At 35.9% G+C, this 26,501-nt stretch carries 24 protein-coding genes, 1 tRNA gene and 2 riboswitches; of the genes, 15 read left to right on the top strand and 10 right to left on the bottom strand.

The genetic code is table 11. The features are described 5' to 3' along the window. Window positions 1-8 precede the first annotated feature (8 nt). Window positions 9-377: a GrdX family protein gene (locus L6651_RS05465; RefSeq protein ID WP_237036985.1), complete on the bottom strand. Its 369-nt coding sequence runs from the start codon at window positions 375-377 to the stop codon at window positions 9-11. Between the two features lie 100 nt (window positions 378-477). Beyond that, window positions 478-572, bottom strand: a riboswitch (glycine riboswitch). A gap of 226 nt (window positions 573-798) precedes the next feature. Here L6651_RS05465 and selA point away from each other — a divergent pair. The 5 genes from selA (at window position 799) to L6651_RS05440 (ending at window position 6,691) form a co-directional block, all read left to right on the top strand. Then, window positions 799-2,208, top strand: coding sequence for an L-seryl-tRNA(Sec) selenium transferase (gene selA / locus L6651_RS05460; protein ID WP_237036984.1), 1,410 nt, complete (start codon window positions 799-801; stop codon window positions 2,206-2,208). A 2-nt stretch (window positions 2,209-2,210) separates the two neighbouring features. Continuing rightward, window positions 2,211-4,091: a selenocysteine-specific translation elongation factor gene (gene selB, locus L6651_RS05455; protein ID WP_237036983.1), complete on the top strand. Its 1,881-nt coding sequence runs from the start codon at window positions 2,211-2,213 to the stop codon at window positions 4,089-4,091. A 71-nt stretch (window positions 4,092-4,162) separates the two neighbouring features. Then, a tRNA-Sec gene (locus L6651_RS05450) sits at window positions 4,163-4,259 on the top strand. 96 nt (window positions 4,260-4,355) lie between these two features. Next, the gene (locus tag L6651_RS05445) at window positions 4,356-5,789 is read left to right on the top strand and encodes an alanine/glycine:cation symporter family protein (protein ID WP_237036982.1); all 1,434 of its coding nucleotides are present in this window, start codon (window positions 4,356-4,358) and stop codon (window positions 5,787-5,789) included. 128 nt (window positions 5,790-5,917) lie between these two features. Then, the gene (locus tag L6651_RS05440) at window positions 5,918-6,691 is read left to right on the top strand and encodes a ZIP family metal transporter (protein ID WP_255784633.1); all 774 of its coding nucleotides are present in this window, start codon (window positions 5,918-5,920) and stop codon (window positions 6,689-6,691) included. 43 nt (window positions 6,692-6,734) lie between these two features. On the opposite strand, the gene fumC is transcribed toward L6651_RS05440, so the two are convergent. After that, complete coding sequence (gene fumC / locus L6651_RS05435; RefSeq protein WP_237036981.1) at window positions 6,735-8,099, bottom strand: class II fumarate hydratase; 1,365 nt, start codon at window positions 8,097-8,099, stop codon at window positions 6,735-6,737. A gap of 12 nt (window positions 8,100-8,111) precedes the next feature. After that, window positions 8,112-9,467, bottom strand: a complete 1,356-nt coding sequence (gene mgtE / locus L6651_RS05430; RefSeq protein WP_237036980.1) for a magnesium transporter — start codon at window positions 9,465-9,467, stop codon at window positions 8,112-8,114. A gap of 55 nt (window positions 9,468-9,522) precedes the next feature. Next, a riboswitch (M-box (ykoK) riboswitch) is annotated at window positions 9,523-9,678 on the bottom strand. Between the two features lie 118 nt (window positions 9,679-9,796). On the opposite strand from mgtE, the gene L6651_RS05425 reads away from it, so the two are divergent. Then, window positions 9,797-9,967, top strand: coding sequence for a hypothetical protein (locus L6651_RS05425; RefSeq protein WP_237036979.1), 171 nt, complete (start codon window positions 9,797-9,799; stop codon window positions 9,965-9,967). Between the two features lie 23 nt (window positions 9,968-9,990). Then, the gene (locus tag L6651_RS05420; RefSeq protein WP_237036978.1) at window positions 9,991-10,278 is read left to right on the top strand and encodes a hypothetical protein; all 288 of its coding nucleotides are present in this window, start codon (window positions 9,991-9,993) and stop codon (window positions 10,276-10,278) included. 8 nt (window positions 10,279-10,286) lie between these two features. Here the strand turns inward: L6651_RS05420 and L6651_RS05415 are convergent, their stop codons facing one another. From L6651_RS05415 to L6651_RS05405, 3 genes are all read right to left on the bottom strand, one after another. After that, window positions 10,287-10,574 carry a hypothetical protein gene (locus L6651_RS05415; protein ID WP_237036977.1) on the bottom strand — a complete coding sequence of 96 codons (288 nt, stop codon included), beginning with the start codon at window positions 10,572-10,574 and terminating at the stop codon, window positions 10,287-10,289. 95 nt (window positions 10,575-10,669) lie between these two features. Further along, on the bottom strand, window positions 10,670-11,347 hold the full coding sequence (locus L6651_RS05410; protein ID WP_237036976.1) for a YdjY domain-containing protein: 678 nt from the start codon (window positions 11,345-11,347) through the stop codon (window positions 10,670-10,672). Window positions 11,348-11,470: 123 nt separating this feature from the next. Further along, window positions 11,471-12,721: a cell wall-binding repeat-containing protein gene (locus tag L6651_RS05405; protein ID WP_237036975.1), complete on the bottom strand. Its 1,251-nt coding sequence runs from the start codon at window positions 12,719-12,721 to the stop codon at window positions 11,471-11,473. A 231-nt stretch (window positions 12,722-12,952) separates the two neighbouring features. Between L6651_RS05405 and brnQ the strand changes: the two genes are divergently transcribed. Continuing rightward, entirely contained in the window at window positions 12,953-14,239 is a 1,287-nt protein-coding gene (gene brnQ / locus L6651_RS05400; protein ID WP_237036974.1) for a branched-chain amino acid transport system II carrier protein, read from the top strand. A gap of 35 nt (window positions 14,240-14,274) precedes the next feature. Here brnQ and L6651_RS05395 read toward each other — a convergent pair whose 3' ends face one another. Beyond that, window positions 14,275-17,736: a pyruvate carboxylase gene (locus tag L6651_RS05395; RefSeq protein WP_237036973.1), complete on the bottom strand. Its 3,462-nt coding sequence runs from the start codon at window positions 17,734-17,736 to the stop codon at window positions 14,275-14,277. A gap of 66 nt (window positions 17,737-17,802) precedes the next feature. On the opposite strand from L6651_RS05395, the gene L6651_RS05390 reads away from it, so the two are divergent. The 3 genes from L6651_RS05390 (at window position 17,803) to L6651_RS05380 (ending at window position 21,183) form a co-directional block, all read left to right on the top strand. Continuing rightward, complete coding sequence (locus L6651_RS05390) at window positions 17,803-19,020, top strand: CapA family protein (RefSeq protein ID WP_237036972.1); 1,218 nt, start codon at window positions 17,803-17,805, stop codon at window positions 19,018-19,020. Further along, complete coding sequence (locus L6651_RS05385) at window positions 19,017-20,582, top strand: NAD(P)/FAD-dependent oxidoreductase (protein WP_237036971.1); 1,566 nt, start codon at window positions 19,017-19,019, stop codon at window positions 20,580-20,582. Before L6651_RS05390 ends, L6651_RS05385 begins: the two co-directional genes overlap by 4 nt. Window positions 20,583-20,676: 94 nt before the next feature. Next, a complete protein-coding gene (locus L6651_RS05380) occupies window positions 20,677-21,183 on the top strand; it encodes a hypothetical protein (RefSeq protein WP_237036970.1) in 507 nt (168 codons plus the stop codon). Window positions 21,184-21,233: 50 nt separating this feature from the next. Here the strand turns inward: L6651_RS05380 and L6651_RS05375 are convergent, their stop codons facing one another. After that, a complete protein-coding gene (locus L6651_RS05375; protein WP_237036969.1) occupies window positions 21,234-21,527 on the bottom strand; it encodes a hypothetical protein in 294 nt (97 codons plus the stop codon). 131 nt (window positions 21,528-21,658) lie between these two features. Here L6651_RS05375 and L6651_RS05370 point away from each other — a divergent pair, with 131 nt between their 5' ends. Genes L6651_RS05370 through L6651_RS05360 form a run of 3 tightly spaced genes read left to right on the top strand, consistent with a single transcriptional unit; the run spans window position 21,659 to window position 24,428 of the window. Next, window positions 21,659-22,129, top strand: a complete 471-nt coding sequence (locus L6651_RS05370; protein WP_237036968.1) for a pyridoxamine 5'-phosphate oxidase family protein — start codon at window positions 21,659-21,661, stop codon at window positions 22,127-22,129. Further along, a complete protein-coding gene (cls, locus tag L6651_RS05365) occupies window positions 22,126-23,661 on the top strand; it encodes a cardiolipin synthase (RefSeq protein WP_237036967.1) in 1,536 nt (511 codons plus the stop codon). The genes L6651_RS05370 and cls overlap by 4 nt, the downstream gene beginning before the upstream one ends. An 8-nt stretch (window positions 23,662-23,669) precedes the next feature. After that, the gene (locus L6651_RS05360) at window positions 23,670-24,428 is read left to right on the top strand and encodes a heparan-alpha-glucosaminide N-acetyltransferase (protein WP_237036966.1); all 759 of its coding nucleotides are present in this window, start codon (window positions 23,670-23,672) and stop codon (window positions 24,426-24,428) included. Between the two features lie 28 nt (window positions 24,429-24,456). On the opposite strand, the gene L6651_RS05355 is transcribed toward L6651_RS05360, so the two are convergent. Then, window positions 24,457-24,888, bottom strand: coding sequence for a hypothetical protein (locus tag L6651_RS05355; protein WP_237036965.1), 432 nt, complete (start codon window positions 24,886-24,888; stop codon window positions 24,457-24,459). A 117-nt stretch (window positions 24,889-25,005) separates the two neighbouring features. On the opposite strand from L6651_RS05355, the gene L6651_RS05350 reads away from it, so the two are divergent. After that, entirely contained in the window at window positions 25,006-25,431 is a 426-nt protein-coding gene (locus tag L6651_RS05350) for a deoxycytidylate deaminase (protein ID WP_237036964.1), read from the top strand. Window positions 25,432-25,463: 32 nt separating this feature from the next. Here L6651_RS05350 and L6651_RS05345 read toward each other — a convergent pair whose 3' ends face one another. Then, on the bottom strand, window positions 25,464-26,492 hold the full coding sequence (locus tag L6651_RS05345) for a threonine aldolase family protein (RefSeq protein WP_237036963.1): 1,029 nt from the start codon (window positions 26,490-26,492) through the stop codon (window positions 25,464-25,466). Window positions 26,493-26,501 lie beyond the last annotated feature (9 nt).

Raw genomic sequence — 26,501 nt, 5'->3', positions numbered from 1 at the left:
ACCTCCAACTATCCAATTCTATCCAATGCATTGTCGATTAGATCCTTGTCAATAACTTGAAAGTCATCTAAGATATCTGCAGTCCATTTCCAGTCCTTATTGGTCTTGTAAAACTTCTCTGCAGTTTCAATTGCATTTTCTAAAAGATTGACTGAGTCGTAGTTAAGTTTATTCCCTTCTTTTAATACAATGGTTCTATAAACTGTTTCATATGGTTTAACCGAACCGTATAGAGGGTGAGTTAGGACTTCATAACCTTGGTGAACAAGATCTCTTGTCGCCCTTAATACTGACAGATAATCTTCTTCCAAGTATCTCACTACATATCCTTCTTTTTCGAATCCTAAGAATTTAGGATTATTTGTAATAATTAGCATAGACACTCCTTATAAGATTAATCATTTTTTAATTAGTTAAGGAAAAATAAAAAAACGACAATAGAATTTGCCTTATCCTCTGTCGCGTACTTCAGAACTCAGTCCCATCACAGTCCTTTTACCTGAGAATTTCGAAAACTATTGGCGAAAGTTTCCTTGTCCCTTCGGTGCCGAAGTCTCTCCTGTGATGTTCATACCGATAATATTTAGTTATTTCCTTAACTTGCATTATAATAATATCATCAGAAATTAAAAAAGTCAACGAAATTTGATGAAATACGCTAATATTTATTTAAAATATTACAAAAAAGTCAAAAATAGAAAAAATTAACAATAAATAAATTTAAACCTTTAATGTTTTTGCGATTTACATTACACTTAATACATGAAGTTAGATTATATTTAAAGATGGGAGATAGAAATGCAAAAGAAAGATCTGTTTAAAAAGATACCTCAAGTTGAAGAGATTTTAAAAAATTCTAGAATAGAAGAACTAGACTACTCTAGAACTTTAAAAACAAAAGCAACTAGAGAAGTGCTAGAGGACATAAGAAATAAAATTATTCATTGTAATGAAGATGAAGTGGAAAAACTTTCTACAGAGATTAATGATGAAAATATTATTATAAAGGTAGAGGAAAGACTTTACAGAGAATTTTCTCCTTCTTTATTAAAGGTAATAAATGGAACTGGAACCATCCTTCATACAAATTTAGGGAGGTCATTACTGGATGACTCTATAAAGGAAGATATTTGGAATATAATTTCAAGTTACTCAAATCTTGAGTATGATATTGCAGAAGGCAAAAGAGGATCTAGATATTCCCATGTAACTAAAATGATAAAACTTCTTTTTGGAGTGGAAGACGCCCTTATTGTAAATAATAACGCGGCGGCGGTGTTCTTAGTGCTAAATACTTTTGCGAAGGACAAAGAGGCCATAGTTTCAAGAGGTGAGCTTGTGGAAGTTGGAGGTGCCTTTAGAATACCTTCTGTAATGGCCATGAGTGGAGCAAATCTTGTGGAAGTTGGATCAACTAATAAGACGAGGGTAGAGGACTACGAAGAAGCTATCACAGAAGAGACTGCTGTTTTAATGAAGGTCCACACTTCGAACTACAAGCTAATTGGCTTTACCGATGCCGTTTCAAATAAAGAGTTAAAAGAACTAGGGGACAAATACGACATTCCAGTAATGGAGGACTTGGGCAGTGGAGTATATTTCAACATGGAAGAGTATGGACTTCCCCACGAGCCAACCATATCAGAGTCAATTAAATCTGGAATTGATTTAATAACCTTCAGTGGTGACAAATTACTTGGAGGACCTCAAGCGGGAATCATAGTTGGAAAGAAAGAGTATATCGACAAGATGAAAAAAAATCAAATTCTTAGGGCCTTAAGGGTGGACAAGTTCACACTGGCGGCACTGGAATGTACAATCAGGATGTACTTTGACGAAGAAAAGGCGAAAAAACATATTCCAACCATTAGGATGATAACACTTACTCCAGAAGAACTTTTTGAAAGAGCAGAGGTGCTTAAAGAAAAAATTGATGGTAGAGACACTAGAATTAATGTATATATAGAAGATGGAAAGTCCACAGTAGGTGGAGGATCAATGCCGGGAGAGGAGTTTGACTCCAAGGTAATCGTGCTTACTGGCGATGGATTAACTGCGGATAAAATCGAAGAGACTTTAAGACTTTCTTCTTCACATATTATTGGAAGAATAAAAGATGACAAGTATATGCTTGACTTAAGAACTTTAAATGATAAAGATTTTGATAGAATAGCTGAAGAAATAGAGAACTGTTTTCCAAGGAGATAATGATGAAAAATATTATAATTGGTACAGCGGGTCATATTGACCATGGCAAGACAACTTTAGTAAAGGCACTAACCGGTAGGGAGACTGACACATTAGACGAAGAGAGAAAAAGAGGTATATCAATTAACCTAGGATTTACCTACCTAGACCTACCAAATGGAAATAGAGTTGGAATAGTGGATGTGCCTGGCCATGAAAAATTTATTAAGAACATGATGGCAGGGGCAACAGGAATAGACTTGGTACTATTCATAATTGCGGCGGATGAAGGTGTTATGCCTCAAAGCCGTGAACATTTAGACATCCTTTCATACATGAATGTGCATAGGGGAATTATTGTAGTTACAAAATGTGACATGGTTGAAGACGACTACCTTATGCTAATTGAAGAGGAGCTAAAAGATTTTTCAAAGGGAACATTTTTAGAAGACGCCCCTATTATAGAAGTAGACTCTATCTCTGGAAGGGGAATTGAAGAGCTTAAAAATGTAATAGAAAACGAAAGTGAAAAGGTAGAAGAAAAGAAGAGCGACACACCTTTTAGAATGAATATTGACAGAGCCTTTCCTGTAAAGGGAATAGGAATTGTAGTTACTGGAACTCTAATGGAAGGTAAGATTTCCAAGGGAGAAGATTTAGTAATATACCCTGGAGAAAGAGCTTGCAAGGTAAGATCCATCCAAGTTCATGGAGAAGACGAAGACACTGCATATGCGGGACAGAGAACTGCAATAAATCTTTCGGGAATAAAGTCTGGAGAAATTGAAAGGGGAGATATTATAGCGCAGGAAGGTTCAATGATAACAACAAATATCATTGATTGTAAGGTTATAGTTTCAAAGACCTCCGACTTTCCAATTCACCACTGGATGAGACTTAGACTTGGCATTGGAACAAGGGAAATATTCTGTAGAGCTGTTCCCCTTGACAGCGAAGAGATATCACAGGGAGAAGAGGGATTTGTTCAGCTTCGCCTGGAAGAGCCTCTAGTTTGTAGAAATAGAGATAGATTTGTACTTCGTTCATACTCACCGGTGGAAACCATTGGTGGTGGAGTGATTATTGAACCTCTTGCAAAAAAACATAATATTGATGAAGAGCTAGTTAAAGAGCTTCAACTAAAAGAACAAGGTGAACTTAAAGACATAATCGTTCAATTTGCAAACTCTGAAGACGAGTTGTTATCACTAAAAGAAATAGTTTCTTATACAGGAGAAAACAAGGACATCGTTAAAGAGGAAGTTGAAGCGCTACTGGAAGACGAAAAGATAATTAAAATTGTGGACCGATATGTTAGTGAAGAAGTGCTATTAAGGATAATTGAAAATATAAAAGATATTCTTGAAAAGTTCCATGATAAAAATCCACTTTCTCTTGGAATGACTAAAAACGAAATCTTAACACAAAGTCTTTATGAACCAAATCTTAGAGAGTTGGAACATATATTAAAGATTATGCAAGACAGAAATATTATTACTGAGTCGGGAGAGTACTTTGGTCTAGAAAGCCATAAAATAGTTTTAAATCCTAAACAGGAAAAAATAAAACAAGAATTAATAAATGAGATTAGATCAAATGGGCTTGAAAAAATCGAAAATATAAAATCTCTATCTCGTAACGACAAAGAGAGAAGACATGTTTTAGATTTTATGATTGGCAAAGAGATCTTAGTCTTTGGAGCTGAAAATAATGTCTTATTAAAAGAGGACTTTGAAAAAGCTAAAGAAGGTATTCTAAATCATTTAAAAGAAAATGAGAGGATAACAGTTTCAGAAGCTAGGGACATTTTAAAATCAAGTAGAAAAAACGTGCTTTTAATACTAGAATACTTCGACAGTATTAAGTTGACAAAAAGAGTGGACGACTATAGAGTTATGTTATAAAAAGGCAACAATATAAATATAAAAAATAAGTTTTCTTTTATCTCGGAAATGTGTTAAAATAATAGTACCATGGGAGTGAATGAGTGCTGGTGTGCTCTCTGGTCTTCAAAACCAGTATGAGGGGTTAGGAGCTTCTTGGGTGGGTTCGATTCCCACGCATTCCCGCCACTATTATTAAAGTGGCATGAAAGGGGAAGAAGGGTGTGAGTGGTTCTAATTACTACTCACACCAGGAAAACGTTTAAGCATAATAAGGAGGATAGTATGAACGTTTTGTTATTTGGTGCTGCTGTTGATACGGCTACTAAAATTGTTAATGCCGGTAATAGCGTAGTTTGGAATAAGGTGCTTATATTCTTATTACCAGTTGTTGGATTATTTTTTACACTTTATTTAGGATTTCCTCAATTCAGAAGAATGGGCGCTGCATTTAAACAAACTTTCGGCGGTCTTTTTGACAAAGAAGAAAACGCAAGAAGAAAAGCAGCTGGAGAAATCTCATCATTCCAAGCGCTAGCAGTAGCTATCGCAGCACAAATTGGTACAGGTAACGTAGCAGGAGTTGCTACAGCTATACTATCAGGTGGTCCTGGAGCTATATTCTGGATGTGGATAGCAGCTTTATTCGGAATGGGTACAATATTTGCGGAAGCAGTACTTGCTCAAAAGTACAGAACACTTGATGAAAAAGGTGATACAGTAGGGGGACCTGCTTACTACATCAGTGAAGGTTTAAAGAACAAGAAACTAGGTAAAGGACTAGCTGGATTTTTCTCAATTGCCATTATTTTAGCACTAGGATTTATCGGTAATATGGTTCAATCAAACTCAATGGCATCTGCAATTCACGCAGCATTTGGAGTTAATCAATTAATTATTGGTATCATTATAGCAGCAGTTGCAGCACTTGTATTTATTGGTGGTATTAAGAGAATTGCAAACTTCGCAGAAATGGTAGTTCCTGTAATGGCATTAGTATATGTAGTACTTGCAATTGTAGTATTAGTTAAGTTTAGAACTAGTATTGGACATGCATTTGGACTTATTTTCAAAGGTGCATTTGATCCACAAGCAGCACTTGGTGCAGGAGCTGGTATCACAGTTAAACTTGCAGTAAGATTTGGGGTTGCAAGAGGATTGTTCTCTAACGAAGCTGGTATGGGTTCTACACCACATGCTCACGCTACAGCAAAGGTTAATCACCCAGTTGAACAAGGTTTAACAGCTATGCTTGGTGTACTTATAGATACAGGTATCGTATGTACTGCAACAGCACTTGTAATTATTTTAACTGGAGCTTTTGACTCAGGACTTGCTGGCCCACTTATGACTCAAGAAGCATTCCATATTGCTTTCGGTCCACTTGGAAAAGCAGTACTTGCAATATGTCTAACAGCATTTGCATTCACTACAGTAATCGGTTGGTACTACTTCGGTGAAACCAACATTAAATATCTATTTGGTAGTAAGGGACTTATGCCTTACAGAATCATAGTTGTAATTTGTATAGTATTAGGTTCAATGTTTGAAATTGAATTCGTATGGTTACTATCAGACTTCTTCAATGGTTTAATGGTATTCCCTAACTTAATAGGTTTATTATTCCTTCATAAACATGTAAAAGAACTTGCAAAAGATTACGACCAATTAAAACAACTTGGTAAAATCTCATATGTTTACGAATGGGAAAAGAAATAATAATAGAATCTCCTTTCATTATTAGGTAGCAAGGCTTAGTCCTTGCTATCTTTGTTTTGTGCTAAATTAAATTTTGCTATTATAAAAGCGGCATTATATGGTATCAAATCAATAGATAGGGGGTAATAATGGGTAACATAGATCAAAGACTTGTTATCGGTCTTGGTTTGTTTTTACCTGGTCTTATGACGGGACTAGGAGCCATACCGATATTTTTCACAAAAGAAATAAAAAGATCTTCACTTGATATTCTTCTTGGATTTGCAGCGGGAGTCATGCTTGCGGCAAGTTGCTTTTCGCTAATACTTCCAAGTATTGAATATGGTGGAGGAGGAGTAAAGGCCGTACTTGTTACGAGCTTAGGAATATTTGCTGGAGCTTTGATGCTTGACTTAATAGATAAGTATGCACCACATGAGCATCTGTTGGACAAGCGAAAAGAGGGAACATCTTCAGAGAGTTTAAAAAGGATATGGTTATTTATAATTGCCATAACAATTCATAACTTTCCAGAAGGTCTTGCCACAGGAGTTGGATTTGGAACAAATGATATAGCAAATGGTATTACCATAGCTTTAGGTATAGGACTTCAAAATATGCCAGAGGGCCTTGCAGTGGCATTAGCACTTTTAAGAGAGAACTATAGTACAAAGGAAGCTTTTTTAATTGCATTACTAACTGGTATGGTAGAGCCCATAGGAGCTCTAATGGGCTATGGACTGGTACATGTATTTTCACAAGTACTTCCATTTATATTGGCCCTTGCAGGAGGAGCTATGCTATTTGTTATAAGCGATGAAATAATTCCAGAAACCCACAGTGGTGGCTACGAAAGACAGGCAACCTATGGAATTATAATAGGATTTATTGTAATGATGATATTAGATATTTTACTAGGATAAAAAAAGACCTCAAGATTAATCTTGAGGCTTTTTAAATTCTCTTTTAAACCATCTCTTCAGGTTTCATAAGTTTATCAAACTCTTCTTCTGTAAGAATTTTTAATTCAAGGGCAGCTTCCCTTAAAGATATATTTTTTTCATGGGCATGCTTTGCAATCCTTGCACCATTTTCATATCCAATATGTGGATTAAGTGCAGTTACAAGCATTAGTGAGTTGTCTAAATATTCCTTTATCTTTTCTTCATTTGGCTTAATTCCCCTTAGACAATTGTCGGTGAAAGACTTAAGTCCATCTGTTAAAAGCCTTACTGACTGTAGGAAATTATAAATAATTACGGGCATATATACATTTAGCTGGAAGTTTCCTTGGGATCCAGCAAATGAAACCGTAGTGTTATTACCCATAACTTGAAGGGCTACCATTGTAATAGCCTCCGCCTGTGTTGGATTGACCTTTCCAGGCATTATTGAAGACCCTGGTTCGTTAGCAGGTATTAGTAGCTCGCCAATTCCACATCTTGGTCCCGATGCTAAAAATCTAACATCATTTGCAATCTTTAAAACATTTGTTGCAAGGGTGTTAAGCGCTGCATGGCAATTTACCAGTTCATCCTTTGATGAAAGGGAGTGGAATTTATTTTCAGCAGGGACGAATTCAAAACCTGTAAAAGAACTTATTTCCCTACATACCTTCTCGTCATACCCTTCTGGTGCGTTTAGTCCAGTTCCTACAGCTGTTCCACCTATGGCTAGGGATAGTAAATGCTTTGATGACTCTTCAATATAGTCATAGCATTTTTCAAGCATATTTGACCATGCGGATATCTCTTGACCTAGTGATAGTGGTGTTGCATCTTGTAAGTGAGTTCTTCCAACCTTTATTATGTTTGCATAGTCGATTGAAAGGCCATAGAGTATATCAAGGGTTTCTTTAATTTGAGGAAGTAATTTTGTATAAACTTCTCTATAAGCTGCAATATGCATTGCCGTAGGGAAGGTGTCGTTGGAAGATTGTGACTTATTCACGTCGTCATTTGGATGAAGTATATCACTTCCATAAATTTCGTTTCCCCTGTGGGCCACAACTTCATTTACATTCATATTGCTTTGAGTCCCGCTTCCCGTTTGCCATAGGGCAAGGGGAAACTCTTCCTTAAGACTACCTTCAAGTATTTCATCGCATACCTTTACGATTAAATCTCTCTTTTCTTCAGAAAGTATTCCAAGTTCACAGTTCACCTTTGCACAGGAGCGTTTAATAATTGCAAGAGAATGTATTATCTCCACGGGCATCTTCTCTGTTCCTATTTTAAAGTTTTGAAAAGATCTTTGCGTTTGCGCTCCCCAGTAGTGATCTACAGGAACTTCTAATTCACCAATACTATCATGCTCAATTCTAGTTTTCAATTTAAACTCCTTTTAAAATGGTAAAAGCGTCATAGCTATTCTTAAGTATACGAGAATAGCAAGGGCGTCGACTATTGTTGTTATTAGCGGACTTGCCATTACGGCAGGGTCAGCGCCAAGACTTTCTGCAACAACTGGAAGTACGGATCCAGTAACTTTAGCTAGTAGTACTGTAACTGAAACGGTAAGGGAAACTACAATGGAAACTTGTAAGCCTACCTTATCAAAGTACATAAGCTTTAAAAAGTTGAAAAATGCAAGTGTAAGACCGGCAAGTACTGCAACCCTTGCCTCTTTCCAAACTACATATAACAAATCTTTAAGTTCAATTTCCTTTAGAGAAAGAGAACGTATTATTGTTGAAGCCGACTGACTTCCCGCGTTACCACCAGTATCTGTAATCATTGGCAAAAATGCCGCAAGAACTACATATTTCTCCAAAGTCTTTTCATAATTCATAAGAATTAATGAAGTGAAAGTTGAAGAGATAAGTAAAATTAAAAGCCAAGGGATTCTGTTTTTCCAAATCTCAATCACAGAAAGCTGCTTATATGGTTTAACAGTTGGAGTTATCGCGGACATGATATCCATATCTTCTGTCATTTCTTCTTCTATAATATCAAGAACGTCGTCAACTGTAATAATACCAACAAGTCTGTTTTCGTTGTCAACTACTGGCATGTTGGTAAAGTCGTACTTTGTAAATAGCCTTGCAACATCTTCTCTGTCTTCAGTGGTGTTAACAGAGATAACATCGTGGTTCATAACAGAAGAGATTGGTGAATCTGAATCAGAAAGCACTAAGTCTGAAAGAGCCACTTCACCAATTAGGTGTCTAGTATCATCAATGATGTAAATAATATCAATGGTTTCCTTGTTGGCACCTGTCTTTTTAAGTTGTTGAATAACTTCTGCAACTGTGTGACCGGCCTTTGTTGCCGCATACTCTATAGTCATTATTGAACCAGCAGAATCTTTAGGATAATTTAACATGGTGTTAATTACCTTTCTGTGGTCAGGACTTGTAAACTTTAAGACTTTTTTAACGAGATTTGAAGGTAGCTCCTCGATAATATCCACCTTATCATCAGTTCTTAAACCGTTGATAATCTCCTTTAAATCTTCATCAGAAAAACCTTCAATAAGAAGTTTTTGCTGTTCAATATCCATTTCGGCAAACACTAGCGCCGCAGTATCCTTGGATAATAGATTAAAACAAATAGTCAAATCAGTTTGAGAAAGATCATTAAAAAATTCTGCAATATCGTAGATATTAAGAGAATTCAAAATGGTTTTGGCCTCTTTAAGATTTTTTTCCTCTAAAGATTCCTTAAGTCTTAATTCTAGAATTTCTAAGGTTTTTTCCATAATTCAACCTCCTTTTAAATGAAAAAATCCCACAGATGAAATGATCATTGTGGGTAATTAGAAACCGTGTGAGCTTTAGCTTCATAGGGCGCTGAAATTACATAAACTATACCTTCCGTACGATATAGTTTGTTAACCAGCGCATGATGTCTCCATCATTTTGCGGCAGTAATCCATATCCCTAAGTTAGCCTTACCTATCGGACCATCTATTTTTTATGGTATCTTATAGAGTTGTAATTGTCAACAAAGGAAAAAATGAAATAAGGCGGCGTGAGATTAAATTCATAAAAAGGGTATACTATAATTAATAAGAGATAGGAGGATGTTATGGATAATAAAGATTTAAACAAGGAAAAAGATGAACTTGAAGAAAAGACACTTCCGACAAAAGAAGATGAAGAAAATATACAAAAAGGTAGAGAAGAGCTGGAAAAAGCTAAAGCAAGAATGGAGATTTTAAGAGACACACAAGATATTACTCAAAATTTTAATAGATAACCATCATAGGATAGGGGGATGCTATGAGTAAATTTAAACCAGATGAAAATAAAAATAACTTTGAATCAATGAACCTAGGAGTAAATAGTCAAAATCAAATTCCTAGCACATTGGAAGGAAAGTTTTCCGACAAGGAAGAAAAGATAAAGAACAAGCACTTAGTTGAAGAGAAAGACTCAGAAGAAAAAGAAGAAAAGTCCAAAGGCGTCTATGTGGACAAGAGAGAAGTAACTAAAGTAGACTCGCTAAACATGGGAGTAACAAATAAAAATCAAATCCCAAGCTCAATTGAAAAACCAGGAAATAAATAAGGAGTGGATTAGTCCACTCCATTATTTTTTTCGTTAATGAATATTAAAATGTTTCCAATTGAAAAAATTATTAAGATTAAAGCTTTAAAGGGCTTTATACCAATTGGAACTGCAAAAGAATCCCTTAGCTCATAAGAAATTCTATTTAACTTTCCAAATAAAATCACAATTAGAAATAAAATATCCATAGTGATTAAAAATTTAATTTCCTTAAGCTTTTGAAATCTTTTTACAATAAAAGCTAAAGCCATAATTAAAAAGGATGCATACACTACATAGCTTTCATGAATCCTCATATCAAGCCAAATACTTGTACTTATAAGGCTTGAAATTACCGCGAATAAGCTTATTGAAAAGATGATGTACTTTAGGAAATTCATTAGTTTTTGCATTAGTCTATAGAGTAAACTATTGCAACAGCTTGTTTATCTTCTGGATGATTATCAGAATTTACACTAAATTCAACTTCCTTTGACTCTTCAATTGCCCCTAGAGGATAAGTTGCGTTACTTGTAATACCTACAAAGCAAGAATCAAGGCAAGATACACAACCAGTATTAAAATCTTGAGAATTCTTTAAATTTCCAGAAAATCTCATATCAATTTTCTTTCCATTAGAATCCTTTAAGAAGTCGTTTAAGTCAGTGCCGTCTTCATTTCCTTCCCAATAAATTGTCACATTTAGTGGAGTACCTTCAGATAAAGTAGTAGATGCGTTATCAGGAGTCATATTATCTCCAGGTTCTGCACCTATATCTTCAAGTGCTTTATGGAAATCTGTAGGGCTTACTAATGTTTGTAATATTGGCATATCAGATAGTTTACCTTCATTATAAATAACCAAATGCCTTGTTGATTCAGTTAAATACTTTCCGTTGAAAGTTCCATAGATTACAACCCTCTTACCTTCCTTATCAACCTTTAAAGGACTTTCTTCACTTACACCTTGTAAAGCTTCAGACTTTGTATTATCAGCAGAATCTGTTGCCTTACCATTGTCTTTTGCACATCCTGTTACTAAAAGACATCCAACAACTAAAAATAGTAATAGTTTTCTAAATTTTTTCATTCAAATCCCTCCATTTATAATTATATTATACTACTTATAGATTTAATGTAAAGATTTTCGATAAATCTACATATATCTTTTACAATTAAAAAGGAAACCAAATGGCTTCCTTAATCTAATTATTTACTTTTCAGCTCTTCTCCATCCAGCTTTTTGTGCTTCCCTCTCTGTTTTAAACCATCTTTCTCCCCTTCTAGGGTTTATTCCTGTACGGTTATATGCAGCTTGTCCTGGAACGTGGTATATTTTTTCTCCCTTTCTATTTATATTGCCCTTTATTAAACCTCTTCCATTTGAGTCAACCCATAACTTATCTAAGTCCATTGGAACTCCAGAAGGATTTGTTACTACATCATTAGGGTTTTCGGTAGGTTCAGTAGGCTCAGTAGGTTCAACTGGTTTAGTAGGCTCAGTAGGTTCTTCAAAAGGCTTGCCTGTAACAAGTTCTTGGTAAACTGAATTAGGGACAGAGCCTTCTCCACCGATAACGATAACTTTTTCTATCTCGTTATTTTCTATATAACTTGCTAGATTTTTAGAAACAACCTTACCTCTATTAAGAACTATAGGTGCATCTAAAGCCTTAGAAGCAGACACTGCAGAAAGAGCGTCAGGATAGTCGTCTCCATTTACAACTATTAGTGTTTTTGGAGTGATTCCTAAAAATTCCTCATAATTTTTAGCTATTTCAAGAGATGTATCAACTCTGTCGCTGCCTTTGAATCTCTTTAAAATTTCTCCATCATACTTAACAGAATTTCCTCCACCAACAATATAATCAGGTTTTAAGTCGCTTGAGAATGGAAGTAATAAAGTTAATTTTGAATTTTCAGAGCCGAATCTACCAACAAAAGGAGCAGAAGCTAGTGCATCTGGAAATTCAAATCCATCAACAGCGGCGATGTGATGTTCTTCAGTTTTTGCAATAGCAAGACGTTCACGACCAATTTCCCTTGCAGTTTCAAATCTGTTTTTACCAGAAAGTCTCTTTACAGAAGCTATTTCAGAAAGTTTGGATTCAACTTCAGGCTTCACAGTATCAGCTCCACCTAAAAGATAAATCTTTTCTACACCAAGTCTACTTATCTCATTTTTCACATCTTCAGGAAGTGCCTTTGAAGAAGTTAAAAGTAGAGGAGCATCAAGTTGAGCTGAAAGAGTACCACCAACTAATGCATCAGCAAAGCCCTCTCCAGAAGCCACAACAACTTCCTTGCTGTTTTCATAATAGGCCTTAGACACAGCAACAGAAGTAGAATATCTGTTGGTGCCAGATAACCTTTTCACTTCAGGTTGAGTAGCTGCCTCAGAAATACTAAAACTACTTAGAACTATAGAAGTCCCTAATAATACACTAAAAATTTTCTTTTTCATACTATCCTCCATCTTTATTTTCCTAAATTATACCATGAAAACAAATATTTTTTTAGAGTAGCTAATAAATTATTAAAATAATTGTGATTTTTGCTGTAATTAACAAAAAATATTATCCAATTCTCCATGGTGATAAAAAATAAATTTGACTGTATAATATTTAAGAATTAGAATTAGACTAAGTATTATTTTACATACTCAAAAGAAATTTAAAATTAAATGAGGGATATTATGAACAAAAAATTTAAAGATGTAATAATCGTAGGGTTTGCACTGTTTGCAATCTTCTTCGGCGCAGGGAATTTAATCTTCCCTCCATACCTTGGCGTGCTATCGGGAAGTGAATACAAAAAAGCGATGTTTGGATTTTTATTAACTGACCCTGTGCTACCTATACTTGGTGTAATTGTAACTGCAAAGCTTGGTGGTGGAGCTGATGATCTTGGTAAGAGGGTTGGATCTACTTTTTCCAAAATTCTTGGTACCGTTACCATACTCACCATTGGGCCATTGTTCGCAATTCCAAGAACTGCTGCAACAACCCACGAGGTATTTGTTTCTAAAGTTTTTCAAGGCGCACCACATTGGATAACTGCAATCATATTTTTCACATTAACTGCTATCTTTGTATTTAATGAATCGGGAGTAATTGACAAAATTGGAAAGTATTTAACACCGGGGCTTGTGATTATACTTTTAGCAATCATAATCAAATGTATTATAAATCCTATTGGAGATATGAAGCCTCCAGAGACAGAAGGGGTTTTCTTAAAGGGTTTTGCAGAAGGATACCAAACCATGGACGCACTTGGTGCAGCCCTTATGACGGGCATAGTGGTATCGGATCTTATTAGAAAGGGATACCACGATGAAGCTGAAAGATATAAGCAAGTTAAGAAGGTGGGCTTTGTTGCATTCATACTTCTTGCAATTATATATGGTGGGCTTATCTATGTTGGATCAACAGCTTCAAAGCTATACACCACAGATAATACAAGGGTTGATATATTACTTGGTACTGTGCAAAATGTTCTTGGACCTGCGGGCAAGATTGCCATAGGTATTGCAGTGTCCCTGGCATGTTTAACCACCTCCGTTGGACTAAGCGCAGTGGCGGGAAACTTCTTTTCTGAAATTACAAATGAAAAGCTTGGATATAAACTGGTAGTAATAATTACTGTAATTGCCTCTGGATTATCTTCGCTGGCAGGTGTTGAAGGGCTTATTAAGGCGGCAGTTCCTATTTTATCAATAGTATATCCAATTATTATTGTACTTATATTACTTGGTTTGATTGATGAACATATTAAATACGACATGACATATAAGGGAGCGGTTCTTGCAACCTTTATTATAAGTTTAATGGAGACTCTTTATAACACTTTCCATATTTTAGAAAAGCCAGTTAAAACTATAAAGCTACTACCATTTGGTTCCGTTGGCTTTGAATGGATAATACCAGCAGCAATCACGGCAATTATATTTGGCGCCATTGCAAGAGTTAGAGACAAGAAATAAAAAAGGCATCTACATTCCGTAGATGCTCTTTCTATTTATTCAAATCTTATTAACAGTTGTCCCGACTCAACCATTTCTTTTTCTTTTATTGTAATCGTCTCTATCTTTCCGCTCATTGGTGCAAGAATATCTGTTTCCATCTTCATTGCTTCAATGACCATAAGAGGTTGTCCCTCTTTCACATCCTGCCCCTCTTCAACGAGAACTTTTACTATGGTTCCAGGAATACTTGCGCCGATTTCTCTTTTATCATCAGGGTTTGCCTTTTGTACGAAGTTACCTTTAAATTGCTTTTCAGCATGTTTGTCGAATACCTTTATAACCCTTCTGTTTCCATTTACTTCAAAGGCCAGTGACACATTGCCCTCTTCGTCTGCTTCTGAAATGTCCACAAGTTTTATAATTAAATTCTTTCCTTCAGCAAGTTTAACTTCCCTGGTTTGTCCCAGGTTTATTCCATGGAAGAATACTTTAGATTCCATTTTGGAAAGCTCGCCAAAATCTTTTTTGCTTTCAATATACTCTTCAAAAACTTTAGGGTATAGGGCATATGCAATTAAATCCTCTTCTGAAGGCTCAAAGCCAAATTTGTCTTCAAGATATTTTTTATCCTTTTCAAAGTCTTCTGGATCTAGAAGTTCTCCCGGTCTTACTGTAATAGGTTCATCGCCCTTTAAAACTAATTTTTGTAATTTTTCAGGGAAGCCCCCTAGAGGTTGACCCATCATTCCCTTAAAGAATGAAACAACAGAGTCTGGGAAGTCTAAGTTCTTTCCCTTTTCGTAGATATTTTCAGGGGTTAAATCATTTTGAACCATAAATATGGCAAAGTCTCCGACCATCTTTGATGATGGAGTCACCTTTACGATATCTCCCACCATTTGATTTACTTCTCTATACATGTCTTTAACTTCTTTGAAGCGATGACCCAGGCCGAATGATTCTACCTGTGGCTTTAAGTTTGAGTATTGACCTCCTGGGATTTCATATTTATATATCTCTGTGGATCCAGATTTTAAATCCGATTCAAAGTTTTGATAAATCGGTCTAACCACTTCCCAGTACTTAGAGATATCTTCTGCATAATCCAAGTTGATATTGGTCTTTCTTTCGGTGTTTTCCAGCGCCGCCACAACTGAGTTTAGTGCCGGTTGACTTGTTAGGCCACTCATGGAGTTAAATGCAGTGTCCACAATGTCCACACCTGCTTCCGTTGCACTAAGAACTGTTGCAACGCCATTGCCAGTGGTGTCGTGGGTGTGAAGGTGAATTGGCACAGACACTTCATCTTTCAAAGCCCTTATAAGTTTTTCTCCCGCATATGGTTTTAAAAGTCCCGACATATCCTTTATGCCGATTATATGGGCGCCACATCTCTCAAGCTCCTTGGCCATGTTAACATAGTATGAAAGGCTATATTTGTCTCTCTTTTCATCGAGAATGTCTCCCGTATAGCACATGGTGGCTTCGAGGATTTTCCCTTCTTCTAAAACACAGTCCATGGCATATCTCATGCCAGGAATCCAGTTTAGTGAGTCGAACACTCTAAACACATCAATTCCTTCCTGTGCAGATTTGGAAATAAATTTCTTTACCACATTGTCCGGATAGTTTTTATATCCCACGGTGTTGTTTCCTCGAACGAGCATTTGGAATAGTATGTTTGGAATTTTTTCCCTAAGGATTCTAAGTCTTTCCCAAGGATCTTCCTTTAAAAATCTATATGAAACGTCAAATGTTGCACCGCCCCACATTTCAAGGGAGAATAGGTTATTCATATACTTTGCAACTGCCGGCGCTATCTTTTCCATGTCCACAGTTCTCACCCTAGTTGCAAGTAGTGACTGATGGGCGTCTCTAAAGGTGGTGTCTGTAAGCAATGTATCATTTTGATTCTTTATCCAATTTACAAGACCATCTGCACCTTCTCTATCAAAAATCTGTTTTGTTCCAGGAGTTAAATCCTCCCCTTCTAAATATGAATAGTCTTTAACAGTGTCAAAGTTCTTATTTATTCTATTTTTATTATTAACTACAATGTCGCCGATGTAATTTAATACCTTTAACTCCTTGTCGTTTCTTGGAGCCACATCAAAAAGCTGAGGATTTTGTTCTATAAATCCTGTGTTGGTCTTTCCAGAGACAAAGCTCTCTGAGTTTAGTACGTTTAATAAAAATGCGATATTGGTTTTAACGCCGCTTACTTTTAATTCGCCTAGTGCCCTCTTGGCCTTGTTCACAGTGTCTTTAAATGTCCTTGATGTGGTTGTAACCTTAACTAGCAAACTGTCGTAATATGGTGTAATGACTGACCCTACATAGGCATTGCCAACGTCAAGACGAACTCCAAACCCAGAACCAGAACGGTAAACGTCAATTACTCCAGTGTCTGGGGCGAAGTTGTTTGTCGGATCTTCTGTAGTTACACGACACTGAACTGCGTAGCCCCTTAGAGACACATCTTCCTGTGAATGTATGTCAATAAGTTCATGTGTTAAACTGTGGCCTTGGGCAATTAATATTTGTGCCTGTACAATGTCCACGCCAGTAACCAGTTCCGTTACCGTATGCTCAACTTGAACCCTTGGATTTACTTCTATAAAATAGTGGTTTCCCTTTTCGTCCACAAGAAACTCTACAGTACCTGCATTGTAATAGTTTACTGACTTTGCAATTTTAACAGCGTCAGCACATATTTTTTCCCTTAAGCTCTCATCAAGGGCAAAGGCAGGAGTGTATTCAATTAACTTTTGATGGCGTCTTTGAATTGAACAATCCCTTTCGTATAGATGAACTATATTTCCCTCTTTGTCTCCAAGTATTTGCACTTCGATGTGTTTAGGTTTGCTCAAATATTTTTCAATAAACATATCGTCAACGCCAAAGGCCTTTTTCGCCTCAGACTGGGCAGACTTAAAGGCAGGAATTAGTTCCTCTTCGCTATTAACGATTCGCATACCACGACCACCACCACCGGCAGCAGCCTTTATCATAACAGGGTATCCCGCTTCCTTTGCAAATTCCAAAGCATCTTGCTTAGTTCTAATTGGCTTGTCCACTCCCGGTATTGTTGGTACATTTGCCTTCTTTGCAGCAATTTTTGATTTAATTTTATCTCCAAGGGTGTCAAGCACTTCGTAGCTAGGCCCTATAAATATTATTCCGTTCTCCTCGCATCTTCTTGCAAACTCTTTATTCTCTGACAAAAATCCATATCCAGGATGGATTGCGTCAACACCCTTTCTCTTTGCAAGGCTTATTATTTCGTTCATGTCCAAATAGGCTTCCACAGGATTTTTACCAATTCCTATTTCATAGGACTCGTCGGCCTTGGTTCTAAAAAGAGCGGTCTTATCTTGCTCTGAATAGATGGCAACGGACTTTATTCCAAGTTCGCTACAGGCTCTAAAGATTCTTACAGCAATTTCGCCTCTATTAGCGACTAAAATTTTTCTTATTTTCACTGATATCTCTTCCTTAAATAGTTCTTTTTTCATGATTATATCACATAATACTCAATAATTTGATAAGATATAGGGGAACATATTTTATGGAGGAAGAAAATGAAAAGAGCAATCAAATTTTTATTCTGCTTTTTAATCCTTTTTGGCATTAGTTCATGTATGCCTAAAGAAGGAGAAAAGTCTTCCAGTGAGATAAAAGTAAGTAATATCTCTACTGAAGCCAGTGAAGAGAAGATTGAAGAAACAGAGGCGAAAAAAGGCACCACAGAGCTATCCCTTGGAGTCACTGGAGATATAATGTACCATCCATGGACATTTCATCGAAATATTGACGCTGACGGAAACTACGATACTACATTTTTCTATCGCGAAGTGGGGGATTTAATAAATAGTTTTGACTTAATGGCGGGAAATTACGAAACAACTTCCACACCAAAGAGAAAGCTAGAGGACTATCCAATGTTCAATACGCCGCCTAAGGCCATTACAGATTTAAAAGAGGCAGGCTTTGACATATTAACAACTGCAAACAATCACTGCTTAGACTCTAAGGTAGATGGAATTATTGACACCATTGACGCCTTAAACTCAAATGGAATATATCACACAGGAACCTTTAAAATAGGCGAAAGGCCATATCTAATCGTTGAAAAGAACGATATTAAAATAGGAATTTTAGCATACACCCAAAGATTTAATGGTCTTGATCCAATCCTTACAGAAGAACAAAAGGTTATGATTAATCCTATGAATCCAGAAACCATGGAAAAAGATGTTAAGGAACTAAAAGAGCAAGTTGACTTTTTAATTGTGTTTCCACATTGGGGCGAGGAATATGTATTCAGTCCCACAGATTTTCAAAAGACCAATGGACATAAATTACTTGAATGGGGTGCAGACATTGTAATGGGAAGCCATCCGCATGTGCTGCAACCAATAGAAGAAGTGGATGTAAATGGAGTGAAAAAATATATATTTTACTCCATGGGTAACTCAATTTCAGGACAAAGACTTGAATACAATGGACTAAATAAAGTGGAAGCAGGTCTTATTGCAAACCTAAAGATAAAGAAAGACCTAGACGAAGAGGTGACAACCCTTGAAGGCATTGACCTATATCCAACATGGGTGTGGATGGATAGATCCAGTGGAGTCATTCAAGGAAAAGTAACTTTCATCAAAGATTATTTACCTGGTGGTAAACTAGAATCGGCGGTGTCAGCGGATGTGAGAAATAGAGTCTTAGGAATTGGAAAGAGATCTGTGGAAATTTTAGAGTCCATGGGATACGACACAGGACTTAAAGGAGAAATATGATTTTTGTAAACAATTTAAAGCTTGGTATTGATGAACCCTTAGATAATTTAAGGGATAAGATAAAGAATAAATTAAAAATAAAGTACGATGGATTTGAATACGAAATCTATAGACGTTCCATTGATGCAAGAAGAAATAAAATACAATTTGTGTACTCCGTTATTGTTGACATAGACCTTTCTAAAAAGAACCTCTCCAAGTTTAACCATGGAGAGGTTAGGGAGTATGTGAAGGAAGAATTTAAAGTAGATGTAAAAAGAACAAAGGGGCAAAGACCTGTGATTGTAGGCTTTGGTCCCTGTGGAATATTTGCAGCCCTAACACTGGCAAGATACGGTTTTAATCCAATTGTTATTGAAATGGGAGAATCTATTGACGAAAGAACAGAGTCGGTGGAGAGCTTTTGGAAGGGCAAGCCCCTTAATACAAGATCCAATGTTCAATTTGGAGAAGGGGGCGCAGGAACTTTTTCCGATGGCAAACTAACTTGCAGGTCACAGGATCCTCTTATAAGAGAAGTGTTAGATGTGTTTGTAAAACATGGTGCGCCGGAAGAGATAAAAATTTTACAAAAGCCACACATTGGTACGGACATTTTAAAAGAAGTTATAAAGTCCATTAGAGGTGAAATAATTTCTCTTGGTGGCGAGGTTCACTTTAACACGAAGATGACGGATATAATAATTGAAGATGGAAAAGTTAAAGGCGTTGCTACAGATAAGGGAGAGTTTGAAACGGACAGTGTATTTTTAGCACTGGGCCACTCTTCCAGAGACAGCTTTAGAATGTTACATGAAAAGGGCGTTTCCATGGAGGCGAAACCATTTGCAGTTGGATTTAGAATTGAACATCCACAAACCCTTATAAATAAGGCCCAATATGGGGACCAGTTCGAAAACCCTATTCTACCACAGGCGGAGTACCAGCTTACCTATAGGACAGAGAAGGGTAGAGGTGTGTATACATTTTGCATGTGCCCAGGAGGTAGAGTTATCTCGGCGTGCTCTGAAGAGCATAGGCTATGTGTAAATGGAATGAGCTACCACAGCAGAAATCTTGAAAATGCAAACTCTGCCATAATCACAAATATAAATGAAGAGGACTATGGAGAAGGAATTCTTTCTGGAATGGAATATCAAGAAAAAATTGAAGAAGTTGCATTTAATATGGGAGAAAATTACTTTGCTCCAGTGCAACTTGTAGGAGATTATATTGAAAACAGAACTTCCACCGATTTTAAAAGGGTTTTTCCAACATATAAGCCGGGAACTGTGTTTAAAGATTTAAATGAAATCTATTCAGATGAAATTAATGAGGCAATAAAGGAAGCGATAATAAACTTAAATAAAAAGCTTGAAGGCTTTTCACTTAAAGATGCAGTTTTAACGGGAGTTGAAACCAGAACTTCATCTCCAATTAGAATTGTAAGGGACAAGGAGAGTTTTATTTCCATAAACACCAAAGGGCTTTATCCACTTGGAGAAGGTGCAGGGTATGCTGGAGGCATAATGAGCTCCGCCGTTGATGGAATAAAGGGAGCTAAGGCCTATTTGGAAGATTAATATTTTAAGCCTGATTAAAGGAGAAATCTGTAAAATAAATTATGTTTAAAATTCAAAGCTATTTGAATTTAATAAAGCTATTATGGAGGAAAAGATGAAGAAATTTTTTACGGTTATTTTTGCATTAATCATCGGTATTTCAGTGTTTGGAGCCTTTGACAATGCTAAGAGAGAAAAAGAGGCGGAAGAAAGACAAAAGATGACATCAGTTTTCTTTGCGGAAATTGAATCTATGGAAAAAGTTGGAGAACAAACTAAATTTGTACTAAAGGCACTTGAAGAAAGTCCCGAAAAATTTAGAGGAAAGACCTATGAGTACACAACTGATGAAAACTACCAACCAATAAACAAAGACGGTTCAGCGGCTTCAGTAGACTTGTTTAAAGAAAAGGACGAAGTTGCCATTAGACATATTGGTAAGATTGAAGAAAAAGATGTAAATGTTCTTACAGGTGAAGTTACAATGTCACCATTTGTAAATCCAATTAAAAACCCACCAAATGTTACCGGCGACAAGGCAAAGGCAAGTGAAAACGAAACTGGAAAGTCAAACTCTGAAAAAGGTGGAGAAAAACCAACTGAAACTGGTTCAAAAGAATAAAAAAAACGGTGTGACAGATATTTTCGTCACACCGTTTTTATTATAATTTTTTAATTGAATTCTGGATATAGTTCAAGCTCTTCTTCGCCGATAAATCTTGAATAAATTTGAAGATATGGAACAGAAAATTCTATTTCGTCGGTTACTTCATAATAGTCTAGAAGAGAAATTAATTTGAAGATTTTGTTGTCGTTCTCTTCTTCTAAATCATTCATATATGCAGTAATTATCTCCTGTATATCATCAATATTATTTAATTTAACCAGCAGTAAAGCCTCTTCAAAAACTTCCCTTGAATCCACTTTACATCCAAGTAATAATCTTATGCTAAATATTTTTTTCATTTCTCTCTCCTTTACTGTACCTAGTGATTATATAATGAAATAAAAAAAATGCAAGACTTTTTATAAAAAAATTCTATTATTCTTTTAATCCCTGTGTTATAGTTAAGTAAAGTAATTATTGGAGGAGTATTATGAGAAAAAAGGATAGAGAGGTAAAAGACATAAATGAAATAGTGGATATTCTTAAAAGATCCGATAGGACCATACTTGCTTTTAATGGAAAAAAATCGCCGTACATACTTCCTGTGAATACGGGAGTGGAGTATAAAGATGAAAAGATAATACTCTATTTTCACGGAGCCACCACGGGGACAAAATATGATTATATAAAAGAAGATGCATTTGTTTCCTTTGAAGCAGACACAGACCTAGAACTTGTTACGGACATGGAAAGGGGCTACTGCACCATGAACTACTCCAGCGTAATAGGAAATGGACTTGTTCACGAAATAAAAGAGTATGATGAAAAAGAGAGGGCATTAGAAGTTCTTTGTGATAGTTTTCATTTAGATGACGGCTTTCGATACAATAGAAATGCAATAGACAGAACTTCAGTTTTTAAAATAGATGTGGAAGAAGTTAGAGGTAAGGCGAAGAAATGAAAAAATTACTTAAAATAGTTACTTCAAGAGCTTTCCCAATGGTGATAATATTCTTGATACAATTGGTACTCATCGTTGAGATGTTCATAATTCTAAAAGAGAATTTTATATGGTTTTATGTTGTATCATTTGTACTTTCCGTTGTGTTAATGGTTGTGCTTATAAATAAAGACACCAACCCTGATTACAAGATAACATGGATAATACCAATACTTACCTTGCCACTTTTTGGCTCTTTCCTATATCTATTCTTTGCAAAAAATAAATTTGCAGAGAGTGTATCGAAGGGAATGGCATCAACAACATCTTCATTTCACTTTTTAATGTCAAATGAAGAAAATACATTGGAAGAAATAACTAATCCCGACGCCTATTTACAAAGTAGGTATTTGGAACGCTATGCAAGCTGTCCAGTGTATAGAAACACAAAGTCAAAGTATTATCCACTTGGAGAACTTTACTTTGAAGATTTAATTGAAGACATAAAGAATGCAAAGTCATTTATTTTTTTAGAGTACTTTATAATTGACAAAGGCTATGTGTGGGACACTTTAGTATCCCTATTGAAACAAAAGATTGAAGAAGGCGTGGACGTAAGGCTTATCTATGACGACTTCGGCTGTATGAACAAAATGGGAAGAGACTTTGGAGATAGGCTAAGGGCTTCAGGAATAAAGTATCAAGTATTCAATCCTATAAAATATATAGTACTGCCTCAACACAACAACAGAAACCATAGGAAGATTGCAGTTATTGATGGAAAAATTGGATACACTGGAGGACTAAACCTGGCGGATGAATATATCAATAAAATTGTTCGATTTGGTCACTGGAGGGACTCTGGAGTAAGGATTGAAGGACAGGCCGTGTGGTCCTTGACAGTGTTTTTTCTATCCATGTGGAACTCGCTAAGCGATGAGTTTTTAAACTTCAACGACTATCTTCCAAAAGACTTTTTTAAAGAGGAAGGCTTTGTGGAAGACAAAGGTTTTGTTCAACCATTTGCAGATGCACCTAGGGACAAGGAGCCAGTGGGAGAAAACACATACCTAAACATAATTTACAGGGCAAAAAAATATGTGTATATAACCACACCATATCTAATACTTTCATCAGAGATGTTAACGGCGCTAACAAATGCGGCTAAGGGTGGAATAGACGTTAGAATTATCACACCATACATTGCGGATAAGAAGATGGTGTTTATGGTAACAAGGTCCTACTATGAGCCACTACTTGAGGCGGGAGTTAAGATATATGAATACAAACCGGGATTTATACATGCAAAAAATATTGTGTCCGATGACAATGTGGCAGTTGTAAGTACCATAAATGTAGATTTCCGTTCACTATATCTTCACTTTGAAAATGGAATTTGGTTCTTCGACTCACCGATTATAAAAGATATAAGAGACGACTTTATAGAAACCATGGAAGTTTCACAAAGGAAGACATTACAAGAGATGAATGATAGACTTTTAGCTGTTAAGATAGCCGGCTCTGTATTAAGAATATTTGCACCACTACTATAGGAGAAGCTATGGATAAAAAAGTAGAGAAAAAAGGAAGATACAATGGAATAGATTTTGTTGCAGGACTTGCCATGCTATTTATAATGTTTTTCCACTTTGCATACGATTTGAAATTTATTTTTAATCGAGATATTAATTTCTTTCCATCCCAGTGGATGGAGTATGGAAGACTTGTTTCAGTATTTTTATTTATGACCATCTCGGGAATGACACTACACTTTTCAAGTAGATATATATTTAAAATTGTAAAGCTTTCCGTGGTGGCAGTGGCAATTTCTATACTGACCTATCTATTTATGCCCGATGAATTTATAGTTTTTGGAATAATTCACTTCTTTGCCTTTGGTACTCTAATAATGGTTTTTTTAGTGCTTATTCTAAAGTACATCAACGGCTATTTAGGGTTTATACTATCCATGTTTGGATTCTATGTGTTTTGGCCCGTAACAAGTGGATACTTAAACTTTCCTACAGGAGCAGTTCATCTACCACAAAAGCTATACGAACTAAAATACCTTTTCTTTCTAGGCTTTCCTGGGGAGAATTTTAGTTCAGCGGATTACTATCCGATACTTCCGTGGATATTTTTATTAATTGGAGGTTACTTTTTAGGAAAGATTTACCTGAGCTTTAAGCCACAAAAAAAGAAAAAGTCCTTTGACCCAATTACATTTATTGGACGAAACAGACTTTTCTTCTATATAATTCACCAGCCAATAATATATGTGGCGCTTTCATATTATTTTAATGGTGGAATTGAAATTTAAAAAGTAGTATGTTGGATTTCCCCACATACTACTTTACTTCTACATTTTCAAAGTAGACAACTTCTAAGTCCTTTCCGTTTTTTAAGATGTGAATCTTTTTAGGAAAGGAATATTTTTTTAGGTATTCTTCTGTGTGAGATCCTCCCGCAACTTCATAAAATCGCAGAGGCTCGTTATGTGCAACTTCATCTTCCAAGTTTATGTAAAGCTCTCCTTCATTAATTTTAAGTTTATAATCCTTCACCTTTGAATTGGGGTTATTATAAACGAAAAGAAAATTATCCTTATTTAAAATAAGGGCGGAGTGGTTATCATCTTTATTTATATCGTTGATTAAGCTTTCAAGTTTTGGATTTTTTGAAAGATCAATCTTTATTTCCTTTAACTCACTTAAACTATCATTTCCTTTACAGGAAACAAAGACTATTGCAAGAAGAATAATCATAAATAATTTCTTCATAATTCCTCCATAAAAAAATTATAACAGATTTTTAAAATGTAAGGAAATTTTATTATTATTCATAACAATCTTTTACTTTTGTAATAAAATGATACAATATAAAAAAGGAGTGGGATTATGAGAGTTTCTTGGAATGAATATTTTATGAATTTAGCTAAGATGGTAGCTACTAGGGGCACTTGCGACAGGGCCTATGTGGGATGTGTGTTGGTAAATAAAGATAATAGAATAGTTTCAACTGGATACAATGGTTCCGTTGCGGGAAACCCACATTGCGATGAAGTTGGTCACACCATGAGGGACGGCCACTGTATTGCAACAATCCATGCGGAGATGAATGCATTATTATACTGCGCAAAGGAAGGAATTAAAGTAGGTGGATGTAGGTGCTATGTTACCCACTTCCCATGTCTAAACTGTACAAAGGCGTTAATTCAAGCGGGCATCTCTGAAATATACTATGAAGAGGGCTATAGGATAGACGAGTACGCAATGGAACTTATAGAGAGAAATAATATTAAGGTTGAACAATTGAAGATATAAAAAAACACTCAGTAAAAACTGAGTGTCTTTTATTATAATCTTTCAATCAATGCGTCAATGTCTTCTTCCTTTGTGTCCCAACCAGTTGCAATTCTTACAACCTTTGAGTAATCATCGTGACGGCTTATAACTTCAAATGCGAAGTCTTGAGAAAGTTCCATTAATTTTTCGTCGCTCATAACTACAAAAGTTAGATTTGTAGGAGAGTTTACAGTTAGTTCATATCCCTTTTCAACTAGGGCCTTTCTAAGTTTTGTAGAAAGATTGTTTGCATTTCTTGCAATGTCAAAGTAAAGATTGTCTGTGAATAGCTCTAAGAATTGAATTCCAAGCATCCTTCCCTTAGCAAGAAGAGCTCCCCTTAGTTTCAAATTGTATTGGAAGTCCTTTCTTATTTCAGGGTTCACAACCACAAGTGCTTCTCCAAACATTGCTCCGATCTTCGTTCCACCAATGTAGAACAGGTCACAGTGACTTGCTAAAAATTCTAAATCTATGTCGTTATTTTCAGCAGTAAGGGCGTATCCCAGTCTTGCACCGTCAATGTATAAGTAAAGTCCATGTTGTTGACAAACTTGGTAAATTTCTTCAATCTCTTTTCTTGTGTAGATGGTTCCAAACTCAGTTGAGTTAGATAGATATACCATTCTCGGCTGAACGTCATGAATTCTTGCCATACCTTGAACATGGTGAGCGTCAATTAGTTTTGCAATGTCCTTTGCCCAAAGTTTTCCATTTCTGTTAGGAAGGGTTACAATTTTATGTCCCGTATTTTCAACGGCGCCACATTCATGAGTGTTAATGTGTCCAGTGTCACATGATATAACAGCTTGATAGTGCTTTATAGTTGCAGATATGGCAACAACATTTGTTTGAGTACCACCGGAAATAAAAAAGATATCCAGGTCTTCGTTGTTACAAAGCTCTTTAATCTTATTTTTCGCCTCTTCTGAGTAGTGGTCAAAGCCATATACTCCAGAAGTTTCATCATTTGTTTCCATAAATCTCTTAAGAATGTTCGGATGAACACCACCTGCATAATCGCAATTCAAATAAATCATAATTAACCT

The sequence above is a fragment of the Mediannikoviicoccus vaginalis genome (assembly GCF_928097925.1).
In the GTDB taxonomy this organism is placed as follows: domain Bacteria; phylum Bacillota; class Clostridia; order Tissierellales; family Peptoniphilaceae; genus Mediannikoviicoccus; species Mediannikoviicoccus vaginalis.
Note: the sequence above shows the minus strand (reverse complement) of the source record. Positions and strands in the feature narration are given on the sequence as shown.

What these genes read in the sequence shown, in the direction of transcription:
- L6651_RS05445 (WP_237036982.1), top strand. Translation starts at nt 4,356, where the DNA reads ATGAACGTTTTGTTATTTGGTGCTGCTGTTGATACGGCTACTAAAATT.
- L6651_RS05380 (WP_237036970.1), top strand. Translation starts at nt 20,677, where the DNA reads ATGAAGAAATTTTTTACGGTTATTTTTGCATTAATCATCGGTATTTCA.
- brnQ (WP_237036974.1), top strand. Translation starts at nt 12,953, where the DNA reads ATGAACAAAAAATTTAAAGATGTAATAATCGTAGGGTTTGCACTGTTT.
- L6651_RS05360 (WP_237036966.1), top strand. Translation starts at nt 23,670, where the DNA reads ATGGATAAAAAAGTAGAGAAAAAAGGAAGATACAATGGAATAGATTTT.
- L6651_RS05385 (WP_237036971.1), top strand. Translation starts at nt 19,017, where the DNA reads ATGATTTTTGTAAACAATTTAAAGCTTGGTATTGATGAACCCTTAGAT.
- L6651_RS05370 (WP_237036968.1), top strand. Translation starts at nt 21,659, where the DNA reads ATGAGAAAAAAGGATAGAGAGGTAAAAGACATAAATGAAATAGTGGAT.
- L6651_RS05375 (WP_237036969.1), bottom strand. Translation starts at nt 21,527, where the DNA reads ATGAAAAAAATATTTAGCATAAGATTATTACTTGGATGTAAAGTGGAT.
- selA (WP_237036984.1), top strand. Translation starts at nt 799, where the DNA reads ATGCAAAAGAAAGATCTGTTTAAAAAGATACCTCAAGTTGAAGAGATT.
- L6651_RS05465 (WP_237036985.1), bottom strand. Translation starts at nt 377, where the DNA reads ATGCTAATTATTACAAATAATCCTAAATTCTTAGGATTCGAAAAAGAA.
- L6651_RS05345 (WP_237036963.1), bottom strand. Translation starts at nt 26,492, where the DNA reads ATGATTTATTTGAATTGCGATTATGCAGGTGGTGTTCATCCGAACATT.
- L6651_RS05425 (WP_237036979.1), top strand. Translation starts at nt 9,797, where the DNA reads ATGGATAATAAAGATTTAAACAAGGAAAAAGATGAACTTGAAGAAAAG.
- selB (WP_237036983.1), top strand. Translation starts at nt 2,211, where the DNA reads ATGAAAAATATTATAATTGGTACAGCGGGTCATATTGACCATGGCAAG.
- L6651_RS05405 (WP_237036975.1), bottom strand. Translation starts at nt 12,721, where the DNA reads ATGAAAAAGAAAATTTTTAGTGTATTATTAGGGACTTCTATAGTTCTA.
- L6651_RS05355 (WP_237036965.1), bottom strand. Translation starts at nt 24,888, where the DNA reads ATGAAGAAATTATTTATGATTATTCTTCTTGCAATAGTCTTTGTTTCC.
- L6651_RS05420 (WP_237036978.1), top strand. Translation starts at nt 9,991, where the DNA reads ATGAGTAAATTTAAACCAGATGAAAATAAAAATAACTTTGAATCAATG.
- L6651_RS05390 (WP_237036972.1), top strand. Translation starts at nt 17,803, where the DNA reads ATGAAAAGAGCAATCAAATTTTTATTCTGCTTTTTAATCCTTTTTGGC.
- L6651_RS05440 (WP_255784633.1), top strand. Translation starts at nt 5,918, where the DNA reads ATGGGTAACATAGATCAAAGACTTGTTATCGGTCTTGGTTTGTTTTTA.
- L6651_RS05410 (WP_237036976.1), bottom strand. Translation starts at nt 11,347, where the DNA reads ATGAAAAAATTTAGAAAACTATTACTATTTTTAGTTGTTGGATGTCTT.
- mgtE (WP_237036980.1), bottom strand. Translation starts at nt 9,467, where the DNA reads ATGGAAAAAACCTTAGAAATTCTAGAATTAAGACTTAAGGAATCTTTA.
- L6651_RS05415 (WP_237036977.1), bottom strand. Translation starts at nt 10,574, where the DNA reads ATGAGGATTCATGAAAGCTATGTAGTGTATGCATCCTTTTTAATTATG.
- L6651_RS05395 (WP_237036973.1), bottom strand. Translation starts at nt 17,736, where the DNA reads ATGAAAAAAGAACTATTTAAGGAAGAGATATCAGTGAAAATAAGAAAA.
- L6651_RS05350 (WP_237036964.1), top strand. Translation starts at nt 25,006, where the DNA reads ATGAGAGTTTCTTGGAATGAATATTTTATGAATTTAGCTAAGATGGTA.
- cls (WP_237036967.1), top strand. Translation starts at nt 22,126, where the DNA reads ATGAAAAAATTACTTAAAATAGTTACTTCAAGAGCTTTCCCAATGGTG.